Origin of the sequence: Vibrio spartinae (assembly GCF_024347135.1) — a bacterium.
Lineage (GTDB): Bacteria > Pseudomonadota > Gammaproteobacteria > Enterobacterales > Vibrionaceae > Vibrio > Vibrio spartinae.
The window spans coordinates 907728-933655 of sequence record NZ_AP024908.1 but is presented as its reverse complement, the minus strand read 5'-3'; the positions used below and the strand labels follow the sequence as shown (position 1 = coordinate 933655).

Below are 25928 nucleotides of genomic sequence, written 5' to 3'. Positions count from 1 at the left end.
AAATTTAACGAAGATTTGCTTTGGGATTTTGTCTTTAGCGTCTCTGTGACGTTTGTTTTTATGGGTTTAGCCTCAGCCATTACCAATAATCGGTGCCGATGAATCGATTTCTAACCATGCCAGCCAGCACTCAACACATCACAGAATGTTGTTGCGAATGAGTCCGCGCTTAACATTGGTGCAGAGTTTTCCAAAACGACGGATTTCATCAAAATTTGGTGAAATCCCACGTTTAATATTGTGTTCCCAGTAGGAAAGTTCAGTGTCTACGAGTTCCAGTAACTTTTTCGGACAGCCAACACAGTTACCTTCAGTACCACAAACAAAAGTATCGCTCTCGTAAAGAGGAAGCTCACATTTAGCTTGGTCAATGATTAACTGCATTGCCGTGATTCTGTCAGGCTTATGACTCATCGTTTCCGTGCCCCTCTACTTAGAAAGTAGATGATTATACGGTGTTTTATTTCTATGTAAATTCGCAGAAAGGGGGCATGTGGATGTGTTGGCTGACAAAGCGGTTAAGGTGCAATGGGTTAGGTTTGGTGGTCGGCGTTGCTCATACTTAAGCAAGCGTTATGATTCTCTCGCAAATTGGCACAATGGGTAGGGAATAGACTGCAAATCTGATAAAATTCAGGCTCTCCAGTCATCACGTTGATAGCACTGGATTTACCTAAGACTAGGAACTATTTTGACCAATAATGATATTTTACGCCGTGTACGTTATACATTTGATTTGAAAGACAGTGTCATGACTGAAATCTTCTCTTTAGCAGACTTGAATGTGACCGATGAACAAGTCATTCGTTGGCTGAAAAAAGAAGACGATGAATCTTTTGTCAAACTTAGCGACACAGAGTTGGCTGTATTTTTAAACGGTTTTATTAATTTTAAGCGTGGTAAACGCGAAGGTGAGCAGCCTAAGCCAGAAGAGAAATTAAGCAATAATATCGTGTTTCAAAAGTTACGTATTGCTTTGAACTTGAAAGCTGAGGATATTCTAGAAATTCTGCAACTTGCAGATTTTCGTTTAAGCAAACATGAACTCAGTGCGTTTTTCCGTAAGCCAGAAAACAAGCATTATAGAGAATGCAAAGACCAAATTATTCGCAACTTCTTGCTCGGTCTTCAGCATCAGTTGCGTCCAGGTAGTGATGGATCCGAATCATAAACGTTGTTTAAAAGTGATCCGCAACGCATGGCATTTTTACTATGCGTTGCTTTGAATCATGAAAATATGATGTGGTGATTTAAGTGGTATATTGCTCACCATTCGTTTTCGGTTTATTCAATATATTTAAGCGAAGCGTTTTTCTAGGTAGTTAATAATATCTGAAGATTCATACATCCATTCAACGTTGCCATCTTGTTCAATCCGTAAGCAAGGCACTCTGACTTTACCACCCCCCTCAAGCAATTCTGTTCGGTATTTTGAGCCTTCCGACACGTCACGCTTTTCAATCGGCAGGTTCAGCTTATACATCGCTCTGCGCGTTTTAGTGCAGAATGGGCAGGCCGAAAACTGGTAAAGGGAGAGGTTGGTTAGCGCTTGGTTAATTTCTTTTTGTTTTTCGGGGTCGCGCTTTTTTTTAGGGCCACGGGTGATGAGATCAACTGCAATAATGATGTAGCCAAGTAGGTTACGGATGACGTTGATAAGTAATTTCATGTGCATGCTCGCTTGTTCTCAAAAAATAAATGAAGATGGGTCATGCCCAACTGCCGCCATTCTAACGATAAAATGCTAATAATTTAAGGGCAAGGGAATTGATTTTAAATTGTTGCGCCATATGCACGCTTGTGAATAATGGTGTGCTAGGATTAGATGCGAGTTAAATCAGGGAAAACAACGTATTCAGCAGTATAAAAATGAGCTTTTCTAGTATTTAGATGCTGTTTTTTGTTGAGGTATAAGAAAATCTGCTTTTTTATTGCAAGTGTTGGGTGAACTCAATGTATAAAAAGGAATCTTTATTTTATCGCTGCCTTGTAGCAAGTCTGTGCGTTTTGGTGCTTAATCGATAGATTCAGTTGGTACATCGCTCGAGACAGATTCATTGCAAAATAGATAGTTATACTGTTAATATCACCTAAAATAAAATTAGAGCACTAAACAATTACTGCTTTTTTTTTACAATTTTTACTAATTTTTCGCTTTTGAAAGACATAGAGAACTAACGATTAAGGCATTATTATGGATGAAGATGCATTTAAGAGATACAGTATAGATACGACGGATTATCAGGTTGGTCAGGACAATATACAAAAGTGGGGGTTCGATATACACAACCCCGTTTTTGGCATCAGTGCTGCACTCGTTTTATTATTTCTAGGTTCAGTGCTTTTTATTGAACCAAGCGCTGCTAAAGAGACATTGAACGCGATAAAAAACGGTATTATTGAAGAGTTCGATACGTTTTTTATGTGGTCGGCAAACTTTTTTGTGGTCTTTACTCTCGTTATTATGTTGTCCCCGCTAGGGAAAATCCGTATCGGGGGTAAGGACGCTGTCGCAGATCACTCCCGTAGTTCTTGGCTTGCGATGCTCTTTGCGGCGGGGATGGGGATTGGTCTCATGTTTTGGGGCGTGGCAGAACCCACCGCCTACTTCACTGATTGGTGGGGAACACCACTCAATGTCGAACCGATGACACCAGAAGCGAAATCCCTTGCTCTGGGGGCGACGATTTTCCATTGGGGAATCCATGGCTGGGCCATCTATGCGATCGTTGCTCTCGCCTTGTCTTTTTTTGCGTTCAATAAAGGTTTGCCACTGTCTATACGTTCTGTGTTTTATCCGATTTTTGGGGATAGAGCTTGGGGCTGGCTGGGTCACATTATCGATATTATGGCTGTATTGGCCACGCTATTTGGTCTGGCAACGTCTTTGGGGCTTGGTGCTCAGCAAGCAACTAGCGGTATCAACTACGTCTTTGGTACCGACGGCGGGTTTGGTATGCAATTGACGGTCATTGTTTTTGTGACGCTGATTGCAATCATTTCAGTGATTCGCGGGATTGATGGTGGGGTGAAAGTACTGAGTAATATCAATATGATATTCGCTTTCATACTCCTCGTCTTCATCACGGTGGTTTGCTTTGATATCGCGATTACCTCCGTACCCGAGACGTTCATTGCCTATATTAAAAATATTATCCCACTGAGTAACCCATATGGGCGAGAAGATGAAACATGGATGCACGGCTGGACAGTGTTCTACTGGGCATGGTGGATTTCATGGTCACCATTCGTCGGTATGTTTATCGCGCGCGTGTCTAAAGGCCGTACGGTTCGTGAGTTCTTATTTTCAGTCGTTTTTATTCCGACCTTGATGACCATTGTTTGGATGGGGATTTTTGGCGGTATAGCGCTTAGTCAAGTGATCAATAAAGTGGGTGAATTAGGTACGAATGGATTAACAAATATTTCTCTTACCTTGTTCCAAGTTTACGATCAACTCCCATTCGGGCACATTATTTCTGTCGTGTCGATTGCTCTCATTTTGATTTTCTTTATCACATCATCAGACTCCGGCTCGTTGGTTATCGATAGTATCACTGCGGGAGGAAAAATCGACGCACCAGTACCGCAGCGTATTTTCTGGGCATCAATTGAGGGAGCGATTGCCGCGATGATGCTATGGGTTGGCGGTACTGACGCCTTGCAAGCATTGCAATCCGGCGTGGTGACAACAGCGCTGCCATTTAACTTCATATTGCTATTGATGTGCGTTAGCTTAGTCAGGGGACTTCGAACCGAACTTCACCTCTATTCTAAGTAGTTTTGGATCACGTTTATCCGCTCAAAAAGACCAGCCTGAGCTGGTCTTTTTAATTGTCTAATCACTCAAAAATTCTGCATTTGAATGACATCAATCCGCAGAAAAGCTTGCCTCCTGCACGCGACTTGTTTGCACCAATGGCTCACCTTCATCCCATCGCCGCGGTTTCCACCACCTGCAACGGAGTATATTGGTAACCTGTTGTTATATACAGTTGTCGTGCTATTATTCAGAGCAATTAGCGCAACTAAGGATGGTTCAGTAGCAAAATGAAAGCCTTTAAACTTGAAAATGATGTCATTCTTCGATATCACGACCTTTCTGGTCACGACATACCAATTATTTTCATTCACGGTCTTGGATGTGCCTCTTCATTTGATTACCCACAAGTCGTTTCAATGGGTGGTTTAGTGAACCATAGACGCATACTTGTTGATTTAATCGGCTCTGGATACAGTGATAAACCTGAATTGTTTGATTATACAATCGCTAATCATGCTAAATATCTCGAAGAATTATTAAATTATTTGAGCATAGATAATATTGTAATTTTTGGTCACAGTATGGGTGGCGCGGTATCGATTGCACTCGCTAATCGCATAAAAGATAAAGTTAAGGCGATTATTCTAAGTGAGGCAAATCTTGATTCAGGTGGTGGATTCTTCAGTAAACAAATCGCAAGTTATAGTGAAAGTGATTTTATAGAATTTGGTTATGCGAATATTCTTCAAGAGAGTGTTTCAAGTGGTAATACTGAATGGGCTACAGGGCTATTAAACAGTTCACCGATAGCCATTCATCGAAATGCCGTGTCTCTGATAAACGGTCAAACACCAAGTTGGCGCCAAATCTATTATTCACTGGATGCTGATAAAACATACATTTATGGAAGTGAAAGCTTACCGGATCCAGATTATGATGAATTGGTTCGCAATAATATTAACGTTGCAGTTGTAACGAATGCGGGACATTCAATGGCATGGGAAAATCCGGAAGGGTTGGCGTTAGTCATTGAAGAATCTATTTAATAACCCATACAAGCATTTAAGCATGATTCGCAACACTTGGCATTTTTGTCGACAAAACACCTCGGTACGATAATCAAATAATCATCTGTAGCGTCTGTAGAGCAGAACACTGTTTGTGGCAGACTGATAACAATCCGCTCTCAATAATGTTAGAATTTCGGACAATTTATAATTCATCTGTTTCATATCGAGTTAGCATCAGGAGATCGTATGAATAACTTTACTTATTTTAGTCCAACCAAAATTCACTTTGGTAAAGGTCAGATTGCTGCACTGAAAGAAGAAATCGCGCCCAATAGTCGCGTTTTGCTGACTTACGGTGGCGGGAGCATTAAAGCGAACGGTGTCTATGAGCAAGTGCTCGATGCGCTTCAGGAATGTTCTGTTGTCGAGTTCGGGGGCATTGAACCCAACCCGCATTACGAAACCCTGATCAAAGCTGTTGCGGTTGCGAAACAAGAGCAGATCGATGTCATTCTGGCTGTTGGTGGTGGTTCGGTGATTGATGGCAGTAAGCTTATTGCCGCTGCTGCGTGTTATGACGGTGATTACTGGGACATCATTACCACCGGTGGTGCTTGTGTGAAGCGTGCTTTGCCTTTGGGTTGCGTGCTGACGTTGCCAGCGACCGGCTCTGAGATGAACGGAAACAGTGTGATCACTCGGGCAGAAACACAGGATAAATTAGCCTTTGGCTCTGATTTTGTGCTGCCGCTATTCTCAATTCTCGATCCACAAACCACGTATACGTTGCCGACCCGACAAATCGCCAATGGTGCCGTTGATAGTTTTGCTCACATTATGGAGCAGTACATGACGTATCCGGTCAACGCGAAAGTCTCTGACCGCTTTGCTGAAAGCCTGTTGACCAATCTGCTAGAAGACGGCCCGGCAGCGCTGGCGACGCCTGAAGATTATGAAGTGCGCGCCAATCTGATGTGGACAGCGACAATGGCGCTCAACGGTACGTTGAAAAACGGTGTACCGTCAGACTGGTCAACCCATGCAATTGGTCATGAACTGACCGCACTGTATGGTCTCGACCACGCTCAGACACTGGCGATTGTGATGCCTGCGTTATGGCGTTACAAAAAAGAGCAGAAAAAAGGCAAATTGTTGCAGTATGCACAACGCGTACTCAATATTACATCGGGTACGGAAGATGAGCAGATTGAGCAGGCAATTCAGAAAACCGAAGCCTTCTTCACGCAGATGGGGAATCCAACCCGACTTTCTGACTACAACCTGAGTGAGAAAGATATTCCGGCAGTGGAAGAAAAACTGACAGCCCACGGTCTGCTTGCGCTCGGAGAGCACCAGGATATTACGCCGCAAGATGCCGCAGCAATATTGAAATTAGCGCTGTAATCCTACAGTGAATCAAAACAGCCCAGTGATGAGAACATGACTGGGCTGTTTTTTTGTCTGTGGATGTTTTTGTCTGTGGATGTTTTTGTCTGTGGATGTTTTTGTCTACGGATATTTTTATCTACGGATTGTGCGTGATGTGCTTTCTCTAAAATCAACCAGATGCGCTAAAACTTTTTTCTGGCTACCCACATTCGATATTTAAAAATCAACCCCTTTAAAATGTCAGTTTGATGCCTTATTTTTGCTAAATTAGGGGGGGTTAACCTGTTGTTTTTTATTGTTTTGTTTTTGTTGAGAAGTTTCAGGTAAATGGTTATCTTCAAATCAAATCGTTTTTGGAGATAGCACATGGGTAAAATGAATCAGTCATATATTCAAACAGACTTTTCCCATCAAGACTTGAGTGAACATGTCTTTACCAATTGCACGTTTACACGTTGCAGTTTTAAACGAGCAAACCTTCGCGATACACAGTTCACTGACTGTACTTTTATCGAGCAAGGTGAATTGGAAGGGTGTGATTTTTCTTATTCAGATCTCCGTGATGCTGCGTTTAAAAATTGTCGGCTTTCAATGTCGTATTTTTGTGGTGCAAATTGCTTTGGTATTGAACTGAGAGACTGTGATCTTAAAGGTGCGAACTTTAGTCAAGTCAGCTTTGTCAATCGGGTGTCGAACAAAATGTACTTCTGTGCTGCATATATCACGGGGTGTAATTTGTCTTACGCAAATTTTGAGAAACAAGTAATAGAAAAATGCGATTTATTCGAAAATCGATGGATTGGTGCAAACCTCAGAGAGGCTTCGTTCAAAGAGTCAGATTTAAGTCGATGTGTTTTTTCTGAAGGCTGTTGGGAGCAATTCAGAGTGCAGGGTTGTGATTTAAGCCACTCTGAGCTTTATGGCTTAGATCCCCGAAAGGTTGACCTTACCGGTGTAAAAATATGTTCTTGGCAGCAAGAGCAACTACTCGAACAATTAGGTTTGGTCATTGTTCCTGATTAACCGACAATGGCTGAAACAAGCGGCTTTTCGTCTTCATCAATCGACAGAACAATTTTTTGCCGGAACACGACTCGTTTGCACCAATTACTTACCCAAATCTCACGATATCGAAAAGCTGGGTAAACTTTGCTCACAAATCGACTCTGATTTTGCGACGATTTCCCCAGCCATTGGCTCCAAAATTTGACGCACAATTTAGTTTCTCGATTTCAGGAACATTGGTGCTCTGTGCGCCAGTTCATCTTTCAGAGATGAAAGACGAACCAGAAAATCTTTTTTTGTTTGGCTTGGTCGCACGTTGTTCAGAACCTGCTTTTACGGGCGTCCTGCCCGGAAAAGCCTAACCATTCATCCGTGAATGGTTTTCTTGGTTGAGTGGTTGATTTGAATTGAGTGAAACATAGCAAAAAGCCAATTTGGTCACAGGACTCAGGGTGAAAAATCAGGACGATTTTTTATTTTTGTTTATAACCAAATGATTTTATTAAAATTTTGCTTATTAAAAAAACCGATTTTATACACGCATTGCTACACGCAATTGTTTTGAATAATCATAGACTTACATGAACAACAATGAAGTGCCTAATTTAAGATTTGCTTGATTTTTAAACATATTGACTATCTTTGCAAGCCCTGATTTTGCAGGAAAAGGGCTGATACAAAAAGAGCCACGACATCATGCGGCTCTGAATCGGTTTCGTTTTAAACAATAGCTTTACTTATGATTGGGCTTTATTTAGTAATGACTGACTAATTCAATAATCTTAGGATCCATATCATCAAGTAAGTTAACAAGCTCTCGGACTGATTTTCCCTTTTCTGTTTTAGCATCAGGATCAGCACCAAAATCAAGCAATAGTTTGATAACATCATATACAAACGGTTTTTCATGAAGAGACATTTTCAGGGCATTAACTCCTCTTTCACTACGGTGCTCAATCAGCTTATCTGCACCGTTTTCCAACAAAAGCCACATCCCCTCAACGTTGCGTTGACGAACGGCATAAATCAGTGGCGTATAGCCATAGCTATCAATTGCGTTGACATCCAGCCCTTGGTCAATCAGATACTGAAAGGATTCCGGCGGAGTCTGCTTTGTATCTGCAACCTGATGTAGGTATGACCATTTATCATTAGCTGTAACATGGTGAATATCTTCACCATTGGCAACTAATTGTTTGGCTGTTTCAATTTCACCATCTACGATAGCTTCATACAATTCATAACTCATTGAGTCTTCCTTTCTTTTAAAAATCGCTTCATATCACCAAGAATTTTGTTTAATTCATCACTGCCCGGTTTCTCATTGACATGACTAAGGTTGGTCTTGGCATCCTCAATCAGGAAATAGTCAGGGTGTGAATTCACAAAATCATTCAGTTCTTCCTGAGTCATACCTATCTGGTCAGCCGCTCTGAGTATCCGTCGGTTTTCCATACCTTCCCTATGTCCATAGTGCCAATCTGTAATCACATTATCGTCTTCATCAACAAACTGACCATTCAGTTTTCTTGCATTGGCTTCAATCTGTCTTTTGGTCTCAGCCCGAAGAGATGTTCGGTTTAGCTCCGGTTTGGGGTATTTACTCGCACCAAACTGACCATTCGGTTGACGCACTTGATGACTATATACCACATACAATGGTGGAATACCGCTTTCAGCCGGGAAGGTGAGAATATAATCCTTTGAATCGGCCGGATGAATCGGGGTGGTGTACGGCTCATTTGTCCCTGCTAATTCTGCCTCACCACGCTCTGGGTGTATCCAAATATGGTAACTGTCCACCGCTGGGATTGGCGTCGTGGTGAGATGACTTTCTTTGTCTTCCGGCTGTATCGGCACCCACTCAAGGGTGTGGTCGCTTTCCAGCGCAACCACAAATTTCTCTCCCACTTGTTTGACATGGCGAACCGGAATTTCCGCCCCTTTGACGTGATAGCCGTAAATCTGCTCGGACGGGTTAAAACCTAAACGAATATTGGTATTGGCAACCGCCATGTGACGCAAGTCTTCCGCATGATATAGGGTGCTGTCTGCTACCTTCGTCGGCATAAACAGTGCAAGCGCGGCTGTCGCTGGTGAGAGACCGACTTTCGCAGCCCGCAGCGCAAATCCACTCAAGGATTTAAGTGCCGAGCCACTCGCTTCAACAAATGTCGCCTCTCCGGTGAGTGCTGTTGTGTTATTCATTGCTACAGCGCCATAAGCGGCAATCTGACCTATATCCGTCAGTGATTCTTGCTCGGTGCCGATATCACAGGAGTCACAAGGGACAAGTGATGATTTGGCAAACACCTGTTGTGGTTTAGGCGCAGGTTTGTTAAACGTGTCTTGCCATGATGATGGGGGCAGTTGAATGTTATCTAATTCCTGTATTCGTTCCTGACGCTGTTTTGCCAGCCGCTGCGCTAAAGTGAGTTTCACTTGATTGCGTTCAACATAAGGCTCGGTATAGACAGAGGCGTTAACACAGCCGGCGTAAGATGAACCAATGCCATGATTGACCAGCTCAGCCCGTGCGGTGTAGGCCTTGTATGCCAGCCCGTCGAGCTGAGGCTCAACCTCGGGATTGACTCGCCAGTATTGATTACCCCATTCATCCCGATCCCGAATCAATAAAGGGATGGATGGTGTATCAGTGAGTAAGACTTGATGGCCGCTGCGAAGCTGTTCGAGAAAATCAGCAAAGCGCATTCCGGAAGGCGTCACGGATTTGATATCCGATTCGTTCAAGGATGAAAAATCCCCTTCAACCTGAGCAAATTCATAACGCATCAGGTTGTAGATTTGAATGGTTTGATAGTTCATTTGACGTTGTTGGCTGAGCCGTAATTGTTTTATTGATGGATGCTTATTGATAAAGTTGTTTTCACATGAATTAATAATTATACTCAAATGGATTTATAAAACATGTTTAAATTTGGGGGTTTGATGGGGAATGGTTATTTTTGGAATAGGGGTAACGAGGAAGACGGGGTAAATTCTGCTTATTATCATTAGGTTGTGGTTTGGGACGCAATGGCTTTCCTCGATTTCATTACCATCTCCGAATGCGCCCCAGTTACTTTTGATAAATGTCAAAAGTAACCAAAAGCATCTTTTTGAGTTCAACGCACCGAATCAGGGTCGGATTGATTCGCATCCTGCTCAGGCAATCCTGAAAAATCTTCCATGATTTTTCACCCTGAGAGCATCGATCAATTGAGCTTTGTTGATTCAATGTTTCACTTTATTCAAATCAACCACTCAACCAAGAAAACCATTCAAGGAAGAATGGTTAGGCTTTTTCGGGCAGGACGCCCGTAAAAGCTGGTTCTGGACAACGCGCAACTCAGCCAAACAAAAAAGATTTTCTGGTTACTCTTGCATCTTGGCAAGAGTTACTGGCGCACAGAACGCCAATGCTTCTGAAACCGCAGAACGTAATTGTGCGTCACAATTTGGGGCCGGAGGCTGGGAAGGTTGAAAATTGAGGCGCCGTGATTTGGTGCGCAATGAGTTTATTAATTTCTGCGACATCTGATGCACGCGCCCCAGAGACTTTTGCCCAGCAGCAAAAGTCCCCAAAAGTGCTTGAGTTTAAGTTCAGCGCACATGATCAGGGTCGCTTTTATTCGCTCCTGCTCACGAAAAGCTAAAAATTCATCCTTGGATTATTTAACGCTAATTATAACTAAATGATTTTATTAAAATTAATTGAAATTTTACTTATTAAAAAAACCGATTATAACACATCGTTGCAGCGGACTTCCAGGGCGAGGCCCTGAACTCCAACGTTAGCACTCAAGACGGCGTAAGATCTTCACACTGTTCTCTATTACTTCAGAACTTGCGCCTGTCATATAAGCTGTTGTGATTGCCCCTTCTTTTAGTAAACATATCGCATTGAGCAAATCTTCTGAATCCCCACTTAGCTTGCTTTGTATTAACTGGCGTACTTGTGCTTTGTGGAAGCTACAATAGCTAGATATTTCACTTTTAGCGTCATGGAATTCCGCAGAAGTGTTTATAAAGAAACATCCGTTAAAATGGCCTAGTTCAGGCTCATCACCGTCAAACCAACCCTTTAAAGAATGAAATAGTGTGTCAATCAACTCACTATTATTGGTTGTGTTTTCAAGTTTAGCTTCTAACCATTGCATAAAGGTAAGGTGTCTTTTCTCTAAAGCCCTGAGTACCAAATCTTCTTTGCTGTTGAAGTGGCTGTATAGCGTCTTCTTCGCCACACCAGAAACCTTGATTACTTCATTAATTCCAATGGAATTAATACCGTGTCGATAAAAAAGTTCTAATGCTGTACTTAATAGTAAGTCTCGTTTCTTACTCATAAAGACACCTCAAAGTCGGTTTTGCGTATATTGACAAAGGTAGACCGATCTGTCTACAATCAAAAGTAGACAGATTGTTCTACTTTTAATCGTGAGGTTTATATGAATCATTATGTGTCTGCTTTAGTAGCAGGAGTTGGGGCTTCAATTACTCTTGGTCTTCTCTTGATGGTAGAAGCTAATGTGGAAAGTGCAGCTTTGGTAATGGCTCCATTTGGGGCAACAGCAGTGCTAGTTTTTGGTTTGCCACAGAGCCCACTTGCTCAACCCAAAAATGTAATTTTTGGTCATTTGGTCACAGCCAGTATTGGTATAGTGTTTTCCCAGTATGTAGGTGTAACACCGATGAGTTTGGCTGTTGCGACAGGGTTAGGTATTACATGTATGTTGGTATCTAAAACAACGCATCCACCGGCAGGAGCGAATCCAATTCTAATTATGTTGGCAGGCCATGGTTGGTCATTCTTAGTTACGCCTGTCTTGATTGGCTCTGTCGTGATAGTTTTGATGAGTAAAGGTCTTCAAAAAGCTCAACAATACAGTTTAAAATCAGAGTTCTAACAAGCTCCTCAAGAGGGATTCGCAACATCCGGCATTTTTGGTATGCGGTTGGTTTTGGTAGCTACGGCGTTATGTGTTCGGAGGAAATATGGCACTTTTAGTTATTGCTGTTCCTGAGTTTTCAGGTGATGACTATGATTTAATTCAGTCTTTTAGGGCTGAGAACGATGTTCTATTTTATCACGTAGTAGAACCGCATTTTACGCTGGTGTTCCCCGTTTTTAATGTTTCAATCGAGGCATTTAAACGAGAGGTTATTGAAAAAAGTAGAAGCTTTCTACCTTTTGACTTCAAGATTAGGTGCGCGACTATCAATAAGGATGCGTTCAATAATTATCATCATGCTTTTCTTGTTCCGGATGAGGGGTTCAGTCATCTAATCAAATTGCATGATTCTCTATACAGCGGGCTATTGGCAGACAATCTAAGATTAGATATCGACTTTATACCCCATGTTGGTGTAGGGAATGATGAGAGTTCCAGAGAATGTCAAGGCATGGTGCAGTTCTGGAATAATCAAGACTTTTGTATTAGCGGTAGAATTTCTAAGTTGCAGGTAGTTGAATTTGACTTTGACACAAATATACTGAGAAAGTTAGAGGAAATCCCTTTAGAACGCCCATACAAGATAAGTGGACTCCCGCTCTCATGATTAACATAAAGGTGTGACTTGTCCTAACATAGGTTGTCACTATGAGATGAACGCCGGATGTATTTCATCGGGCGTTTTGTATTTTAATGCCATATTGGGGCCATCTCCAAGGGCGACGTTAGACACACTCAGCCTTCACAGCGTTTAATACCAAAAGGTTGTGAATGGCTAGAACTCGCTACAGCTTTGAATTGAATCGCATTTTAATCAGCAATATGCGCAAAATGAGAGTTGGTGGTGTTCTTTGTCAGCCCCTTCTTTTATGCTAACGCCATTCATCTACCACCAACCCTATGCCGCGATTATGAAAACAGCACTTGACCATCTGCCCGAATATAAACAGCGTGAGCTGGCGACGATCTCAACTATTCTGCGCGACACGTTAGACGATTATCTGCAAGGTAAAGCGGGGAGTAAGAGTGAATTCCGTATTCTGAAAATCATCCTGTTTGGCAGCCATGCTAAGGGGAATTGGGTCAAGGATCCGGTTAATGGTTATATCAGTGACTACGATATTCTGGTGATTGTCAATAAAGCGGCAATGGTTGAGGAAGATGTCGTCTGGCAACGTGCCAAAGAGCAGATTGACCGTAAAGTCACCTCTGCTCCGCTGGGTTTGATTGTGCATGATTTAAACGAAGTGAATAATCGACTGCAACAGGGGCATTATTTTTTTCGGGATATTCGCGAAGAAGGGATTGAGCTGTTTGCCGCCACACCGAAACCACTGGCAGAGCCGGGTGATTTAACCGAGGCAGAAAAACGGGAAATCGCCCGTAAGCATTATGAGCAGTGGTTTGAGAGTGCTTCGGATTTTCTGGTGACTTATCATTTTGATAAAAATCGAGGCAAACTCAAAAAGTCTGCATTTGAATTGCATCAATCGACAGAACGGTTTCTTGCTGGAACGTTACTCGTCTGCACCAATTACTTACCCAAATCTCACGATATTGAAAAGCTGGGTAAACTGTGTTCACAAATCGCCCCTGATTTTGCGACGATTTTCCCGCTCGACAGCAAATTGCACCGTCGCAGCTTCCGCCGCCTACAACGGGCTTATATCGAAGCGCGTTACTCTGAATATTACGAAATCACTGAAGAAGAGCTTAATTATCTGGCAGGTGAAGTGCAGCGTTTGCAGGAGTTAACGGAGCGGGTTTGTCGGGATAAGATTGGGGATTGAGCGCCCCTGAGCGCTGTATTTTAACTTTGATTTACCCAGCCATTGGCACCGAATTTTGACGCACAATTGAGTTTTTCGGTTTCAGGGATATTGGTGTTCTGTGCGCCAGTAACTCTTGCCAAGATGCAAGAGTCACCAGAAAATCTTTTTTTATTTGGCTAATGTGTATGTTGTCCAGAACCAGCTTTTACGGGCGTCCTGCCCGGAAAAGCCTAACCATTCATCCGTGAATGGTTTTCTTTGTTGAGTGGTTGATTTAAGTTGAGTGAAACATAGCAAAAAGCCAATTTGGTCACAGGGCTCAGGGTGAAAAATCAGGACGATTTTTCAGGATTGCTTGAGCAGGATGCGAATCAATCCGACCCTGATAACGCGTACTGAACCCAAAAAAGATGCTTTTGGTTCCTTTTGACATCCATCAAAAGGAACTGGGGCGCGTGCATCAGATGTCGCAGAAATTAATAAACTCATTGCGCCTCAAACAACAGAGCCACAATGTTCATCTCCCCAGCCTTCGGCCCCAAATTTTGACGCACAATCTCGTTTTTCGGTTTCAGAAGCATTGGTGCTCTGTGCGCCAGTTCATCTTTCAGAGATGAAAGACGAACCAGAAAATCTTTTTTTGTTTGACGGCGTCGCATGTTGTCCAGAACCGTCTTTTCCGGGCGTCCTGCCCGGAAAAGCCTAACCATTCTTCCGTGAATGGTTTTCTTGGTTTAGTGGCTTATTTGAATTGAGAGAAACATTTTAAGAGCCGACTTGAACGATGCACTCAGGGTAAAAATTCAAGGATGAATTTTTAGCTTTTCGTGAGCAGGAGCGAATAAAAGCGACCCGGGCTGCGACCACGAACTAAAACGTTCTTTTGGGTACTTTTGGAACGCCAAAAGTATCTGGGGCGCGTGCATCAGATGTCGCAGAAATTAATAAACTCATTGCGCCTCAAACAACAGAGCCACAATGTTCATCTCCCCAGCCTTCGGCCCCAAATTTTGACGCACAATTACGTTTTTCGATTTCAGAGGCATTGGTGTCTTGTGCGCCAGTAACTCTTGCCAAGATGCAAGCGTAACCAGAAGATCTTTTTTGTTTGACGGCGTCGCACGTTGTCCAGAACCAGCTTTTACGGGCGTCCTGCCCGGAAAAGCCTAACCATTCTTCCGTGAATGGTTTTCTTGGTTGAGTCGTTGATTTGGATTGAGTGAAACATTTTTTAAAAGCCAATTTCCTGATGATTAAAACGCTGAAATTTTGTACAAAACCTACCTGCATCAAAAAATGTCATGTTGAGGTTAATTTTTTCTGGCGATTTTTAGTAACCTATTCAATGCTATGTAGGGTGTTCAGATGCTTATTTGCCAACACATGGCGCTTATCCGAGATGTATATGGTGGTGGGAATGTTAGTCAATCATTTGTGAGCAAATTAGACAGCGTTGTGCTGTGATTTCTGACGTAGTGATGTTTTTTACTGACATTTTGTCTGTTTTTTCATGCGATTAGGATAGAAATTTCATCAAGTGGCGGTAAGTTATACAGAAGTATTCCTATAGAGTGGTTCTGTATAATAAACTGTTATGTGACCAAGCGACAGTAATCACCTAAGCATAATAATAAAAATAGGAGTTAAGTGTCGATGTATGATGTTTATTGTATTAGCGCAGGGCAATTGACGGTAAAAAAAGATGCAAACGTAATCAATAAGAAAAATAACTATCTGAATTATGGACTTTTATCCTTAACTTCACTCATCAAAAAGTCTGGTTTATCAGCTATTCAACTACATGGACACTTTTCAGTACCACGAGAATTTGCAGACTATTGCGCAAAATTAGGAATTGTGAACACTCAATTTCCAGTATTTATTTCGATACCAAGTTTTTATGCGATTGGTTGGATTAATGATTTCACTCAAATATTAAAAAATGAGTTGAAAATTAGAGAGGTTGTTATTGGTGGGCGCTGGGTTATTGACGGTGAAATTAATCAATTAGCGCAACTACTACCATATGTCGATAAAATCATTGATGGTTTAGGTGAAAATCAAATTTCAGATCTTCTTGGAAGAAAAGTTGAACATTTATCTCGTTATGTCCCGCTTAACTACGATCTTGTCGATAAGAGGGAGCTTTATCAACCTAGTATTGAAGTTTCTCGTGGTTGCGGTATGAAGTGTGATTTTTGCCAAGAGAGAGACGAAAAACTGCAACCACTGAAATCTCCTTTGATGATTTCTTCAGAAGCATCCGCTACATTATTAGCTGATGATCTCAACCCAATGTCTCCGTATTTTGAAGCGTCAATGTTCAAGCCCACATTAGCTTGGCTTGAAGAATTAACTCAGCAAAGAGAGTTTCATTCTCATACTTACCTTTGGCGAGCAGAATCACGAGCGGATACTTTCCCTCTTAAGCAAATTCCCGCACTTGCAAAAGCAGGAATGAAAGTTTTAGATCTTGGCTTAGAAAGCGCGAGCCCAACGCAAATTAAGCAAATGGGTAAGTCAAAAACACCAGAAAGATATTTATCTCGTGCATCTAACCTTCTTGAACAAGCTCAGGAGGCAGGAATCGATGTTAAAGTTAATGTTTTGCTTTATGCTGGTGAATCAAATAAGACCATAGACGAAACCTATAAATGGTTGGAGCAGCATAGAAACTACATAAAGGGTGTTTCAGTAGGTCCGGTTTTAGCTTTTGGCTGGGATAATAAAAAATCAGACTTTATAAAAAGTTTATTCTCGTTGGGTGCTAGTGTAAGTGACGAGAATTCGTTTACTGGGGTTACTAGCTTCAATTTAAGTGCTTCGATAGATCATAAAGAGTCATTGAAGATATCCAAGGAACTCTCTAGAGACTTTATGACTGCTAGGGACTATTTTGACTTAAAATCTTTTTCGTATTTCTCACGTGATTATACATACAGTGATTTTGTACAAGATATTAAAATTGAAAAGGGTAATTATTCATTTGATGTTAGTCGAGTATAAATGCTTACATAACAAGAGACTATGCCGTCAATAATTAATTTTTACCCATATTAGCGTCCCATTGGCTTCCGTCTCTGAGCATCGAATCTAGGATGACAACCATCTTTCTGATGCAGGCAATAATGGCTACTTTTTTGGGTTTTCCGGCAGCTAAAAGGCGTTGATAAGTTGCCTTAATGACTGGGTTAGATTGCAGAGCTGACATCATTGCCATATACAGAACAGTGCGTACTTGTGCTCGCCCTCTTGGATGACTCGCTTACCTTTGTAGCGACCGCTTTCACGGCTCATGGGGGCAACACCGATGAGTGAAGCCGCTTGTTTATTGCTGATATAACCCAGTTCAGGAACGTTACTAATAATCGAGGCCGCACAGATTTTTCCAATGCCGGGGACGCTCTGTAAAATCTCATTTTTGGCTTGGTACTCAGGGATGACTTTAATCAGAGTGACGATGTTTAATAGTTGACGCTAATGATTTAGGAATCGATTGAAGTCGGTTTTTCTCCATCGTCTGCATGGTCATTATCTGATGACGTCGGGTCACTAAGTCACTCATAAGTCGCATGATTTCTGGTTTTAGCTGAGTGAACTTAGGCTGGATAGCTTCGCTATAGTGAGCGATGAGCTCGGCATCTAATTTGTCCGTTTTAGCCCGGCGGCCGATGGCTCCGGCAAAGTGTTTTATGTGAATCGGATTGGCGATGACAAAAGGAAAATTGGCTTTCGAACATACCAAGACAAATTGACAACTGAGCGCCTTTATATAAAAGTGGGTGTATGAAATCTGATCAAGTTCAACTTAACAATCGAATTATCATCATTCCTTAGGAATGGTGGGATTTTGGTATACTTTGTATAAATCTAACCCACCCTAGAAGGTGGGTTTTCTTTTTCTACCTTTTGGGAACGCGTCTCTTGGAGGGATTTAAATGAAAAAGGTAGCAGTTTTTGGAAAGCCGGGTAGCGGAAAATCAACAGTAAGCAAAGCATTAGCGTTAGCGAGCGGTTTACCGCTTCACCAACTCGATTCATTGGTCTACAAACCAAATGGCGAGTTTGTAGCGCGAGAAGAATTTGATGCGGCTCACAACGATATACTGTGTTCAGACTCATGGGTCATTGACGGGCTTGGTCCCATCAGTTCCTTTTATGAGCGTTTAGCTGCGGCAGATACTCTTGTTTATATCGACCTACCATACTCAGTCAGTTACTGGTTTGTGACCAAGCGCTTGCTGAAAGGGTTATTTGTAAAACCTGAGGGTTGGCCTGATGGCAGCGCCATATTAAAAGGTTCTCTGAATAGCTATAAGACTCTGAAGCTATGCCCTAGGTTCTGGAATGATGATTTTTCATCTCAGTTAATGGCGTACTCTAGAAGCAAAGATGTCTACATCATCAAAACCGTGTCAGAGCTGAATGATTTTGCTTTCGTGCATGCTAAATAATACATATATAACAAGCTTAAGAGAGATTCCCAACGCTTGGCATGAAAAGTTCAAGGTTGGGTTTTGTGTTTATGGTGCATGCGTAGGTGAGGTGGTCGCGTTGCTCACGACGATTACAAGCGTTAGCACACAAGTCAAATCACGATTCGTTAAAAGGAAGTATATGAGGATTTTCTATTTTTTAGTCGTTGCGGCAATTGCATCATCAAGTAGTTTTATTGTCCATATTATATCTGCGGAGTGGTTGCCCAGTTGGGTTGCTACGCAAATGCAGGGGATGTCTATTCAACCCTCTTGGAGTGTTCGGTATGTCGCACTGATAACATCAATAGAATATGGCCTTGGGGCCACAGTCCTATACATGTTAGCAAGAGAGAAGTTGATAATATTTGGTCGCATGAAAGCCACAATCATTTTCTCAGTATTATTAATGGCAATTCATGGTGCATTTGTTCGACAACCATTAATGGATTTTCTTATTGGTAACCCTATTCATGTTGTCGTCGTTCAAAATGGGTTTAAGTGGTTAGTTTGGTTGTTGATGTCGCTGATAGTTATTGTTGGCTATGAGTCTGTCAACCGATTCAAATATAAGGCAAATGTGGGCGTATGATGGGTTAACGAAGACATCAAGGTAGCCTGTTATACGCCGTTGTTTTGATATGAATCTCGGCGTGCTTGGTTTGAAGTTGGTGCGCCTGATGGTCAGCGTTGCCTTGTGAGCAGAGATTATTCATCCCTCCCAGCCCAAAATATTAAATCGCAATAAGAGACTTTACGATTCCGGTTTGATCGGTCATATTGCGGCACTGACCCAAAATAACTGATGCTTCAAACACCTTGGATGTAGATGCGAAATATGACCACCTCTCTGACTCATAAAGATTATTTAAAGATTGCGATTCCTTTTGTCATTTCAACGTTGACGCAGCCGTTACTGGGGGCGGTGGATACCGCGGTTATCGGTCAGCTTGGGTCGGCAGCGCTGATTGGTGGCGTGGCGGTCGGGACGGTGATAATGAATACCCTGTATTGGCTGTTCGGGTTTTTCCGGGTCAGTACCACGGGGCAGAGTGCGATTGCGTTAGGCAAAAACAGTGAGCAAGCGAAGGCAAGCAGTTTACTGCATCCTTTTGTCATGGCGGGGATCGTCGGTGTGATTTTTATACTCGCTCAGAGCCTGATTTGGCGTGGTGCCGAGTGGATTATTCAGCCAGAGCCGGATGTTGCTGCGCAGACCAAACAGTACTTTTTCATCCTCATTTGGGGCGCGCCGTTTGTACTGCTCAATTATACCCTGATTGGCTGGTTGATGGGGCAGGCGAAAGTAAAAGAGACATTGCTGACCCAAATCTTCGGCAATGTACTCAATATCGTGTTAGATATTCTGTTTGTGGTCAGCTTTAACATGGGCGTTGCCGGGGTGGCGATTGCGACGCTGACGGCGCAGATCGCTACGTTTGTGATTGGTCTTTATTTGGTGCGTCGGGCGGCGGGATTTTCATTTGCTCCTTATCTTGGTTTGGCAAAAATAGGTTGGCAGGAGCTCAAAACCATTCTCTCTGCCAATACCGATCTGATGTTGCGAACGGTCTGTCTGCTGGCGATGTTTAACTGCATGGCACGATTCGGTTCGGCTTTGGGGGCGGATATATTAGCCGCCAATGCGATTATGATGCAGATGACCTTCCTGATGAGCTATATGTTTGAAGGCATTGCCAATGCCTCAAGTGTATTCAGTGGCAAATCGGTCGGCGAAAAATCACTGGATCTTTTTAAACATGTGCTCAAAATGAATTTTCAGTGGACGAGCTGGCTGGTTGTGTTACTGGCGGTGGTGATGGTGATTACGCATCGTCAACAGGTGCTGCTGTTTACCCAAACTCCCAGCGTCGTTGCACAGTATCATCAGGTCAGTGCATGGCTCATCGTTTTTCCACTGCTTGCCGGGTTTGGTCTGACTGTCTACGGTATTTTCACCGGGAGCGGCACCACTCGACCGGTCAGAAACTCAACCTTTATGGCCCTGTTGGTTTTTCTGCTGGCGATTTATCTGACGATTGATGTCTGGGGAAATCAGGGACTGTGGCTGGCATTTACGCTGTTTTATGTCGGGCGTTTTGCTTTTCTTTATCCGTATATTGGTCGGGTACGGCAACGGTGCGTTGAAGCATAATCTTTATCGCTCAAGTCTGTTTAAGTGGATAGGGGCGGTATTCGGGGGTCACACGACGTGATAGATTAACCCCCTGTGGGCTGTTCAATGATTGGTTATTAAGGATTCATCACATATGGCATTTTCGGCGTGGTTATCACTGTTTACCATTTGTTTGCTGGGTGCAATGTCACCGGGGCCGAGCCTCGCGATGGTGACTAAGCACACGCTGGCCGGCGGTCGGCTGAACGGAATTGCAACCGCGTGGGCCCATGCATTGGGGATCGGGATGTATGCTTTTTTGACGATCATTGGCCTTTCCATTGTTTTACAAAAAGCGCAGTGGTTGTTTCAGGCAATTAGTTTGGTGGGCGCTGTTTATCTGGCTTATCTGGGCTGGAAGGCGCTGCGCTCTCAGGGCGGTGTGGCCGCAAATGTCGCGCGCGGCGTGCGTATTTCGGTATGGCAATCGGCCAAAGAAGGGCTGATGATTTCGATGTTGAATCCGAAAATTGCCTTATTTTTTACTGCGTTATTTAGCCAGTTCATTACCCTGAGTCATGATGTTACGAGCCGCATGATTGTGGTGATGACCCCCCTGATTGTTGATGGGCTGTGGTATACCTTTCTGACGTTACTATTTTCCAGTGCGGCTGTTTTGACACGCTTAAAGCGTAAAGCGGTGCTGATTGATCGGATCTCCGGTGTGGTGTTGATTGCGCTGGCTTGTCGAGTTGTGGTAAATATTTGATTTAAATCAATTTTTATTAAGTGTCATTTTGACTTGAATGGGTCTTTATGCACAAAATAAGCGTGTTAAAATGACTTACATATTGTGAGGGCGTTATTTTAAGATTATGAAAAATATATAATTTTTTAATGGCATGGTTTATGCCATTTTAGCTCCGGAATGAAAATGAATTTATATAACAATATCTGGAGCGAGCTTATGTTTTGTATTCAATGTGAACAGACGATTCAAACCCCGGCAGGAAAGGGTTGTGCCTATGCTCAGGGCATGTGTGGTAAAACGGCTGAAGTCTCTGATCTTCAAGATGTCTTGGTCTATTCACTTCAGGGCGTGTCTTTCTGGGCAAATCTCGGTCGGCGTTGTGGTGTGATTGATCCGGTCATTGACCAATGGGCACCGAAAGCATTCTTCTCAACGTTAACCAATGTGAATTTTGATCCAGAGCGAATTGTCGAGCTGGCAATTGAATCGAATCAGTATCGTCGTTCTCTGGCTGAACGGGTCCGCGCTGCGGCGGTATTGCACGATATTGAGATCCCAACACCTTACACTGCGGCATTGGTTGATTTGCCGGAAACCCGTGACGAATTGCTGTCGTTGGCACCGGACGCCGCCGTGAATCGCGGTCAAAGCACATTACATGAAGATATCATCGGTTTAAGACTCTTGTGTCTGTACGGCTTGAAAGGGGCTGCGGCTTATCTGGAACATGCCCGTGTGCTGGGTCAGACGGATGCAGAGATGTTCGCGCAATATCACAAGATTATGTCTTGGTTGGGGAGCGATCCGGAAGACGCAAAATCTTTGCTCGATACCTCAATGGAAATCGGTCTGATGAACTTTAAGATCATGGAAATGCTCGATAAAGGGGAGACAGACACCTTTGGTCATCCGGAACCGACAATCGTGAACGTGAAACCGGTGCAGGGGAAATGTATTTTAGTCTCCGGGCATGACCTGCATGATCTGGAAAAAATCCTTCAACAGACCGAAGGATTGGGAATCAATGTTTATACCAATGGTGAAATGTTACCCGCCCATGCCTACCCGGAATTGAAAAAATACCCGCATTTGGTCGGTAACTATGGGAGTGCGTGGCAGAATCAGCAGAAAGAATTTGCCAACTTCCCCGGTGCGATCGTCATGACCTCGAACTGTTTGCTGAACCCGAATGTCGGTCAGTATGCGGAGCGGATTTTTACCCGCAGTATTGTCGGCTGGCCGGGTGTCCAGCATATTGAAGGGGATGATTTTAGTGACGTTATCGCGTGTGCCCTTGATCAAGACGGTTTCCGTCATGATGAAATCGAACACTTCATCACGATTGGATTTGGTCGCAATGCGTTGATGCAAGCTGCCCCCGCAGTGATTGAGCAAATCAAACTGGGCAATATCAAACACTTCTTCCTGGTCGGTGGGTGTGACGGTGATAAAGCAGAAAGAAGCTACTATACCGAGTTTACCGAAAAAGCCCCGCAAGATAGCGTGATCCTGACGCTCGCGTGCGGTAAATACCGTTTCAACAAAAATGATTTCGGTGATATTAACGGGATCCCACGGTTATTGGATGTCGGTCAATGTAACGACGCCTATTCCGCGATTCAACTTGCGCTGGCGCTGGCGAATGAGTTCGACTGTGGTGTGAATGATTTACCGTTGACGTTGGTGTTGTCTTGGTTTGAACAGAAAGCCATTGTGATTCTGCTGACACTGCTGGCCTTGGGAGTGAGAGGGATTTATACCGGTCCGTCTGCACCTGCGTTCCTGACACCGAATTTGATGGCGATTCTGCAAAGCGAATTTGATATGCGCAGTATTACAACCGTCGATAATGATCTGAATACCATCCTTGCTGCATGATTTGGCATTGATGCGTCCTCTCGGGGAACCGAGAGGCGCATTCTTCTTGCTCTTCCCCTGAGTTCAACAATAACCATCATTTAAGAGGGAGTATCACGATGATCGCTGAGGATCTAGAAACACCGGTTGCGTTAGTCTGTACTGAAAAGTGGCATGAAACACCGGACACCGTGAGTTTTGTGCTGGCTTGCCCGGAGAATGCCCGTCGTTTTCATTTTAAGCCCGGTCAGTTTGCCAGTTTAGGATTTGAGATTGACGGTCAAATTGCGTATCGCGCCTATTCGATCAGTTCATTGCCAGATCAGACCATGATGAAGTTCACGGTCAAGCGTGTCGAAGGCGGTCAAGTCTCCAATCATGTTATCGACCATCTGAGTTCGGGTGATCGGGTGCAGTTGCTGAAACCGCAGGGTGCGTTTAACAATGTTGACTGTACGCACCGGGGACGCGTTGCACTGATTAGTGCCGGATGTGGCATTACCCCGGTGATGTCGATGGCTGCGGACTGGCTTTCGCGAGAGGGCGTCGATGTTGTATTTATTCATATTGCCCGTGATGTGCGCCATACCATTTACTATGAAGAGCTGTTACATCTGAATACGGTTCATCCATCGTTTCATTTAAAGTTACTGCTCAAGCAAGCCGGGAATAGCGAGCACATGCAAGGGCGGCTGGATCAGGATTACCTGCTGAAACTGTGCCCGGATATCCTTGAAAGAACGGTTTACCTGTGTGGTCCTGAACGCTTTATGCAGGATGTCACCACTTACCTTGATCAGATTGGATTTCAGATGGCGGACTGTTATCAGGAACGATTCAGTGTAGCAGCGATGGCGAGTGACTCACCTTCGTCTGATACTGAAACCGGCCCGGTGACGGTGGCAGTGCCCGGTTTTGGTGTGACGGTTGATGCGCAGGCAGGGGATGCTTTGTTAGATGTTTTGGAATCGGCAGGTGTGCCGGTGATTGCTGCTTGTCGCAGTGGGATCTGCGGATCATGTAAATGCCGGGTTGAACAGGGACAGGTTGAGTTTTCCAGCCAAGAGACCTTGAGTGAAGCAGACATCCGGTCAGGTTATGTGCTCGCCTGTTCAAGCCGGATTCGTTCAGATCTGAAAGTGTCACTATAACGGTTTGCTCAGAAATGGGTGTTGATTAGACATTCGCGTCGATTAGAAACATCAGCGTTGATTAGAAGCATTCGCGTTGATTAGAAACATCAGCGCAGATTAGAAACGCGGATTCGTTGCTTGACGGCCGCGTTAGTCAACCTCAACGCTGTATTAAAATGTGAATGACAGTGCCAGTGTGAAGATATGGCTGTCATTCTCAATCGGTGCCGTCTGTACCTGAGTAAAGTGACCACTGAGTGGGACGCGCGGACTGCGAATATATTCCCACTCCGCATTGATCACCAACCGTGGCGTGAGCGGATAACGTAGCCCAAGCAGATACGTTTGGTTCGCATGGCCACGCAACTGCCCGTACTGCACATAAGGGAGCCAGTTGCCCAGATCCCGGGAAATACCGATGTACCAGTCTGCAAAGAGCCCCGAGTCATACAGCGTTTCCAGCGCAATATTGTAGTCCTGATACAAATAGCTGAATCCGACTGACAACATATCCATGTCATAATGATAAACCGTGTTGCCGTTCTGTTTCTGATCTGAGTTTACCGACAAATAGGACAGATGGAGTTGATGATCGTCCTGCAACAGATCCACCGTTAGGCCATAAGCACCGTCACTATCGAGAGTGAAAGGTTTGCCGAAGAATTGATAATCATTTTCTTCTGCTGCGGCAATATAGGGGGAGATTTTGAGTTGTAATTGCTCTGTCGGCCAGAATTGCCACTCGTATGCCGCGCCATTGTAATGGGTTACCCCGGAAAAACTATCGTATATATCATGAGGCGGGCGAATCCACGGATAGGCTGCCGAGACATAGTAATACTCCGACAATAAAAACATCGGGATTCTGAGTCGGCCGAGTTTCAGGGTTGAATTACCTCGCGTATAAGCCAGATAAGCCCATTCTAGTTCTGGGTCTGAATAATCGTCCTGAGGCCGTTTGACGACCTGAATCGAACTGCGAAACTGATCATTGATGACCCAGTCAAGTTGCAGGCCGAGTGTGCTGTCACAGTCGGCACACCATTCATCATCGATATCCCGGTAGGTAAAAACAGGAACCTCACTGTCAGAACGGCTGAGACTGTACGTACCAAAGCCGCTGAGACGAATGGCATCATTAAATTCGTACTGTTGTGCACCGGTTTGGAGTGTGACCATCCAGACTAAGATAAATCGTATCCAATGCTTCATAGCGAATCCTCGTCATCCAAACGATAAAGAATGCGAACCTGATCTGAAAGCCAATCTTGAGGAATATAGACAATGCCGTTTGGGTGCTCGTCCAGCCACTGACTGATGGTATTCATATTTTCATTATAGAGTTCATAAGGGGGGATAAACTTGCCGGAAAAACTTTGTCTGGCCCGAATGGCCTGCATCTGGGTCGGGGATTTTCCCAACAGACGATGGTAGAAATGTGCCCGAATGGTAGAGTTGGCAGGCAAGTCAGCCAATTGAACATGGGTGCCGTTAATATGGGTCAGCCGCCCGCGGTAGAGCATTTTGACCTGAGCATCGGTTAATAACGGGAGCATGTTTGTCTTGGTAATAATTGCGAATTGATCTGCAATACAAGGTGTACTGAATAACAACATACAAAGCATCCACCAAGTTACGACAATACGCAAATACAGCTCTCCATTGCATTGAGATTAAGTTCGGGCAAGTCATTTTATAACGTCTA

The 25928-nt window shown here is 43.7% G+C and carries 25 protein-coding genes and 1 pseudogene; 16 read left to right on the top strand and 10 right to left on the bottom strand.

The window, feature by feature from the left end:
* Positions 1–138: 138 nt before the first annotated feature.
* Complete coding sequence (locus tag OCU60_RS21860) at positions 139–414, bottom strand: hypothetical protein (RefSeq protein ID WP_074374316.1); 276 nt, start codon at positions 412–414, stop codon at positions 139–141.
* Positions 415–691: 277 nt separating this feature from the next.
* Between OCU60_RS21860 and OCU60_RS21855 the strand changes: the two genes are divergently transcribed.
* Complete coding sequence (locus OCU60_RS21855) at positions 692–1171, top strand: YehS family protein (RefSeq protein ID WP_074374315.1); 480 nt, start codon at positions 692–694, stop codon at positions 1169–1171.
* A gap of 126 nt (positions 1172–1297) precedes the next feature.
* Here the strand turns inward: OCU60_RS21855 and OCU60_RS21845 are convergent, their stop codons facing one another.
* Positions 1298–1669, bottom strand: a complete 372-nt coding sequence (locus tag OCU60_RS21845) for a glutathione S-transferase N-terminal domain-containing protein (RefSeq protein WP_072955119.1) — start codon at positions 1667–1669, stop codon at positions 1298–1300.
* Between the two features lie 525 nt (positions 1670–2194).
* On the opposite strand from OCU60_RS21845, the gene OCU60_RS21840 reads away from it, so the two are divergent.
* The 5 genes from OCU60_RS21840 (at position 2195) to OCU60_RS21820 (ending at position 7372) form a co-directional block, all read left to right on the top strand.
* Positions 2195–3781 (top strand): BCCT family transporter, encoded by a 1587-nt coding sequence (locus OCU60_RS21840; RefSeq protein ID WP_074374314.1) that lies wholly within the window; start codon positions 2195–2197, stop codon positions 3779–3781.
* A gap of 269 nt (positions 3782–4050) precedes the next feature.
* Positions 4051–4809, top strand: a complete 759-nt coding sequence (locus OCU60_RS21835; protein WP_074374313.1) for an alpha/beta fold hydrolase — start codon at positions 4051–4053, stop codon at positions 4807–4809.
* Positions 4810–5019: 210 nt separating this feature from the next.
* Positions 5020–6177 (top strand): iron-containing alcohol dehydrogenase, encoded by a 1158-nt coding sequence (locus tag OCU60_RS21830; RefSeq protein ID WP_074374312.1) that lies wholly within the window; start codon positions 5020–5022, stop codon positions 6175–6177.
* Positions 6178–6528: 351 nt separating this feature from the next.
* A complete protein-coding gene (locus OCU60_RS21825) occupies positions 6529–7185 on the top strand; it encodes a Qnr family pentapeptide repeat protein (RefSeq protein WP_074374310.1) in 657 nt (218 codons plus the stop codon).
* The gene (locus tag OCU60_RS21820; RefSeq protein ID WP_074374309.1) at positions 7172–7372 is read left to right on the top strand and encodes a HEPN domain-containing protein; all 201 of its coding nucleotides are present in this window, start codon (positions 7172–7174) and stop codon (positions 7370–7372) included. The genes OCU60_RS21825 and OCU60_RS21820 overlap by 14 nt, the downstream gene beginning before the upstream one ends.
* 549 nt (positions 7373–7921) lie before the next feature.
* On the opposite strand, the gene OCU60_RS21815 is transcribed toward OCU60_RS21820, so the two are convergent.
* The 3 genes from OCU60_RS21815 to OCU60_RS21805 all read right to left on the bottom strand — a co-directional run bounded on the left by OCU60_RS21815 (position 7922) and on the right by OCU60_RS21805 (position 11513).
* Positions 7922–8416 (bottom strand): ankyrin repeat domain-containing protein, encoded by a 495-nt coding sequence (locus tag OCU60_RS21815; protein WP_074374308.1) that lies wholly within the window; start codon positions 8414–8416, stop codon positions 7922–7924.
* Complete coding sequence (locus OCU60_RS21810; protein ID WP_074374307.1) at positions 8413–9993, bottom strand: S-type pyocin domain-containing protein; 1581 nt, start codon at positions 9991–9993, stop codon at positions 8413–8415. Before OCU60_RS21810 ends, OCU60_RS21815 begins: the two co-directional genes overlap by 4 nt.
* A gap of 968 nt (positions 9994–10961) precedes the next feature.
* Positions 10962–11513, bottom strand: a complete 552-nt coding sequence (locus OCU60_RS21805; protein WP_261854750.1) for a TetR/AcrR family transcriptional regulator — start codon at positions 11511–11513, stop codon at positions 10962–10964.
* A gap of 102 nt (positions 11514–11615) precedes the next feature.
* Between OCU60_RS21805 and OCU60_RS21800 the strand changes: the two genes are divergently transcribed.
* The 3 genes from OCU60_RS21800 to OCU60_RS21790 all read left to right on the top strand — a co-directional run bounded on the left by OCU60_RS21800 (position 11616) and on the right by OCU60_RS21790 (position 13909).
* Entirely contained in the window at positions 11616–12074 is a 459-nt protein-coding gene (locus OCU60_RS21800) for an HPP family protein (protein ID WP_074375126.1), read from the top strand.
* Between the two features lie 88 nt (positions 12075–12162).
* Positions 12163–12726, top strand: a complete 564-nt coding sequence (locus tag OCU60_RS21795; RefSeq protein WP_182289016.1) for a 2'-5' RNA ligase family protein — start codon at positions 12163–12165, stop codon at positions 12724–12726.
* Positions 12727–13030: 304 nt separating this feature from the next.
* On the top strand, positions 13031–13909 hold the full coding sequence (locus OCU60_RS21790) for a HEPN domain-containing protein (protein WP_074375159.1): 879 nt from the start codon (positions 13031–13033) through the stop codon (positions 13907–13909).
* Between the two features lie 467 nt (positions 13910–14376).
* Here OCU60_RS21790 and OCU60_RS21785 read toward each other — a convergent pair whose 3' ends face one another.
* Both OCU60_RS21785 and OCU60_RS21780 read right to left on the bottom strand, forming a co-directional pair.
* Positions 14377–14601, bottom strand: coding sequence for a hypothetical protein (locus tag OCU60_RS21785; RefSeq protein ID WP_139302185.1), 225 nt, complete (start codon positions 14599–14601; stop codon positions 14377–14379).
* A 250-nt stretch (positions 14602–14851) separates the two neighbouring features.
* Positions 14852–15181, bottom strand: coding sequence for a hypothetical protein (locus OCU60_RS21780; protein ID WP_074375130.1), 330 nt, complete (start codon positions 15179–15181; stop codon positions 14852–14854).
* 363 nt (positions 15182–15544) lie between these two features.
* Here OCU60_RS21780 and OCU60_RS21775 point away from each other — a divergent pair, with 363 nt between their 5' ends.
* Positions 15545–16897: a radical SAM protein gene (locus tag OCU60_RS21775; protein ID WP_074375131.1), complete on the top strand. Its 1353-nt coding sequence runs from the start codon at positions 15545–15547 to the stop codon at positions 16895–16897.
* 34 nt (positions 16898–16931) lie between these two features.
* Here the strand turns inward: OCU60_RS21775 and OCU60_RS21770 are convergent.
* A pseudogene (locus OCU60_RS21770) lies at positions 16932–17654 on the bottom strand (IS110 family transposase); the annotation flags it as partial.
* A gap of 175 nt (positions 17655–17829) precedes the next feature.
* On the opposite strand from OCU60_RS21770, the gene OCU60_RS21765 reads away from it, so the two are divergent.
* The 6 genes from OCU60_RS21765 (at position 17830) to OCU60_RS21740 (ending at position 24241) form a co-directional block, all read left to right on the top strand.
* Positions 17830–18345 carry a P-loop NTPase family protein gene (locus tag OCU60_RS21765; protein ID WP_074375132.1) on the top strand — a complete coding sequence of 172 codons (516 nt, stop codon included), beginning with the start codon at positions 17830–17832 and terminating at the stop codon, positions 18343–18345.
* Positions 18346–18508: 163 nt separating this feature from the next.
* Positions 18509–18958: a hypothetical protein gene (locus tag OCU60_RS21760; RefSeq protein WP_074375160.1), complete on the top strand. Its 450-nt coding sequence runs from the start codon at positions 18509–18511 to the stop codon at positions 18956–18958.
* Between the two features lie 246 nt (positions 18959–19204).
* Positions 19205–20521 carry an MATE family efflux transporter gene (locus OCU60_RS21755; RefSeq protein ID WP_074375161.1) on the top strand — a complete coding sequence of 439 codons (1317 nt, stop codon included), beginning with the start codon at positions 19205–19207 and terminating at the stop codon, positions 20519–20521.
* Positions 20522–20636: 115 nt separating this feature from the next.
* Complete coding sequence (locus OCU60_RS21750; RefSeq protein ID WP_074375133.1) at positions 20637–21251, top strand: LysE family translocator; 615 nt, start codon at positions 20637–20639, stop codon at positions 21249–21251.
* A gap of 198 nt (positions 21252–21449) precedes the next feature.
* Entirely contained in the window at positions 21450–23111 is a 1662-nt protein-coding gene (gene hcp / locus OCU60_RS21745; RefSeq protein ID WP_074375134.1) for a hydroxylamine reductase, read from the top strand.
* A 98-nt stretch (positions 23112–23209) separates the two neighbouring features.
* Positions 23210–24241 (top strand): hybrid-cluster NAD(P)-dependent oxidoreductase, encoded by a 1032-nt coding sequence (locus OCU60_RS21740; protein WP_074375135.1) that lies wholly within the window; start codon positions 23210–23212, stop codon positions 24239–24241.
* 153 nt (positions 24242–24394) lie between these two features.
* Here the strand turns inward: OCU60_RS21740 and OCU60_RS21735 are convergent, their stop codons facing one another.
* Positions 24395–25435 (bottom strand): sulfate ABC transporter permease, encoded by a 1041-nt coding sequence (locus OCU60_RS21735; RefSeq protein WP_074375136.1) that lies wholly within the window; start codon positions 25433–25435, stop codon positions 24395–24397.
* Positions 25432–25872 (bottom strand): hypothetical protein, encoded by a 441-nt coding sequence (locus tag OCU60_RS21730; RefSeq protein ID WP_235862254.1) that lies wholly within the window; start codon positions 25870–25872, stop codon positions 25432–25434. Before OCU60_RS21730 ends, OCU60_RS21735 begins: the two co-directional genes overlap by 4 nt.
* Positions 25873–25928 lie beyond the last annotated feature (56 nt).

What these genes read in the sequence shown, in the direction of transcription:
- OCU60_RS21830 (WP_074374312.1), top strand. Translation starts at nt 5,020, where the DNA reads ATGAATAACTTTACTTATTTTAGTCCAACCAAAATTCACTTTGGTAAA.
- OCU60_RS21845 (WP_072955119.1), bottom strand. Translation starts at nt 1,669, where the DNA reads ATGAAATTACTTATCAACGTCATCCGTAACCTACTTGGCTACATCATT.
- hcp (WP_074375134.1), top strand. Translation starts at nt 21,450, where the DNA reads ATGTTTTGTATTCAATGTGAACAGACGATTCAAACCCCGGCAGGAAAG.
- OCU60_RS21735 (WP_074375136.1), bottom strand. Translation starts at nt 25,435, where the DNA reads ATGAAGCATTGGATACGATTTATCTTAGTCTGGATGGTCACACTCCAA.
- OCU60_RS21840 (WP_074374314.1), top strand. Translation starts at nt 2,195, where the DNA reads ATGGATGAAGATGCATTTAAGAGATACAGTATAGATACGACGGATTAT.
- OCU60_RS21805 (WP_261854750.1), bottom strand. Translation starts at nt 11,513, where the DNA reads ATGAGTAAGAAACGAGACTTACTATTAAGTACAGCATTAGAACTTTTT.
- OCU60_RS21815 (WP_074374308.1), bottom strand. Translation starts at nt 8,416, where the DNA reads ATGAGTTATGAATTGTATGAAGCTATCGTAGATGGTGAAATTGAAACA.
- OCU60_RS21750 (WP_074375133.1), top strand. Translation starts at nt 20,637, where the DNA reads ATGGCATTTTCGGCGTGGTTATCACTGTTTACCATTTGTTTGCTGGGT.
- OCU60_RS21860 (WP_074374316.1), bottom strand. Translation starts at nt 414, where the DNA reads ATGAGTCATAAGCCTGACAGAATCACGGCAATGCAGTTAATCATTGAC.
- OCU60_RS21790 (WP_074375159.1), top strand. Translation starts at nt 13,031, where the DNA reads ATGAAAACAGCACTTGACCATCTGCCCGAATATAAACAGCGTGAGCTG.
- OCU60_RS21775 (WP_074375131.1), top strand. Translation starts at nt 15,545, where the DNA reads ATGTATGATGTTTATTGTATTAGCGCAGGGCAATTGACGGTAAAAAAA.
- OCU60_RS21800 (WP_074375126.1), top strand. Translation starts at nt 11,616, where the DNA reads ATGAATCATTATGTGTCTGCTTTAGTAGCAGGAGTTGGGGCTTCAATT.
- OCU60_RS21795 (WP_182289016.1), top strand. Translation starts at nt 12,163, where the DNA reads ATGGCACTTTTAGTTATTGCTGTTCCTGAGTTTTCAGGTGATGACTAT.
- OCU60_RS21740 (WP_074375135.1), top strand. Translation starts at nt 23,210, where the DNA reads ATGATCGCTGAGGATCTAGAAACACCGGTTGCGTTAGTCTGTACTGAA.
- OCU60_RS21760 (WP_074375160.1), top strand. Translation starts at nt 18,509, where the DNA reads ATGAGGATTTTCTATTTTTTAGTCGTTGCGGCAATTGCATCATCAAGT.
- OCU60_RS21765 (WP_074375132.1), top strand. Translation starts at nt 17,830, where the DNA reads ATGAAAAAGGTAGCAGTTTTTGGAAAGCCGGGTAGCGGAAAATCAACA.
- OCU60_RS21810 (WP_074374307.1), bottom strand. Translation starts at nt 9,993, where the DNA reads ATGAACTATCAAACCATTCAAATCTACAACCTGATGCGTTATGAATTT.
- OCU60_RS21780 (WP_074375130.1), bottom strand. Translation starts at nt 15,181, where the DNA reads ATGCAGGTAGGTTTTGTACAAAATTTCAGCGTTTTAATCATCAGGAAA.
- OCU60_RS21835 (WP_074374313.1), top strand. Translation starts at nt 4,051, where the DNA reads ATGAAAGCCTTTAAACTTGAAAATGATGTCATTCTTCGATATCACGAC.
- OCU60_RS21825 (WP_074374310.1), top strand. Translation starts at nt 6,529, where the DNA reads ATGGGTAAAATGAATCAGTCATATATTCAAACAGACTTTTCCCATCAA.
- OCU60_RS21785 (WP_139302185.1), bottom strand. Translation starts at nt 14,601, where the DNA reads ATGGTTAGGCTTTTCCGGGCAGGACGCCCGGAAAAGACGGTTCTGGAC.
- OCU60_RS21755 (WP_074375161.1), top strand. Translation starts at nt 19,205, where the DNA reads ATGACCACCTCTCTGACTCATAAAGATTATTTAAAGATTGCGATTCCT.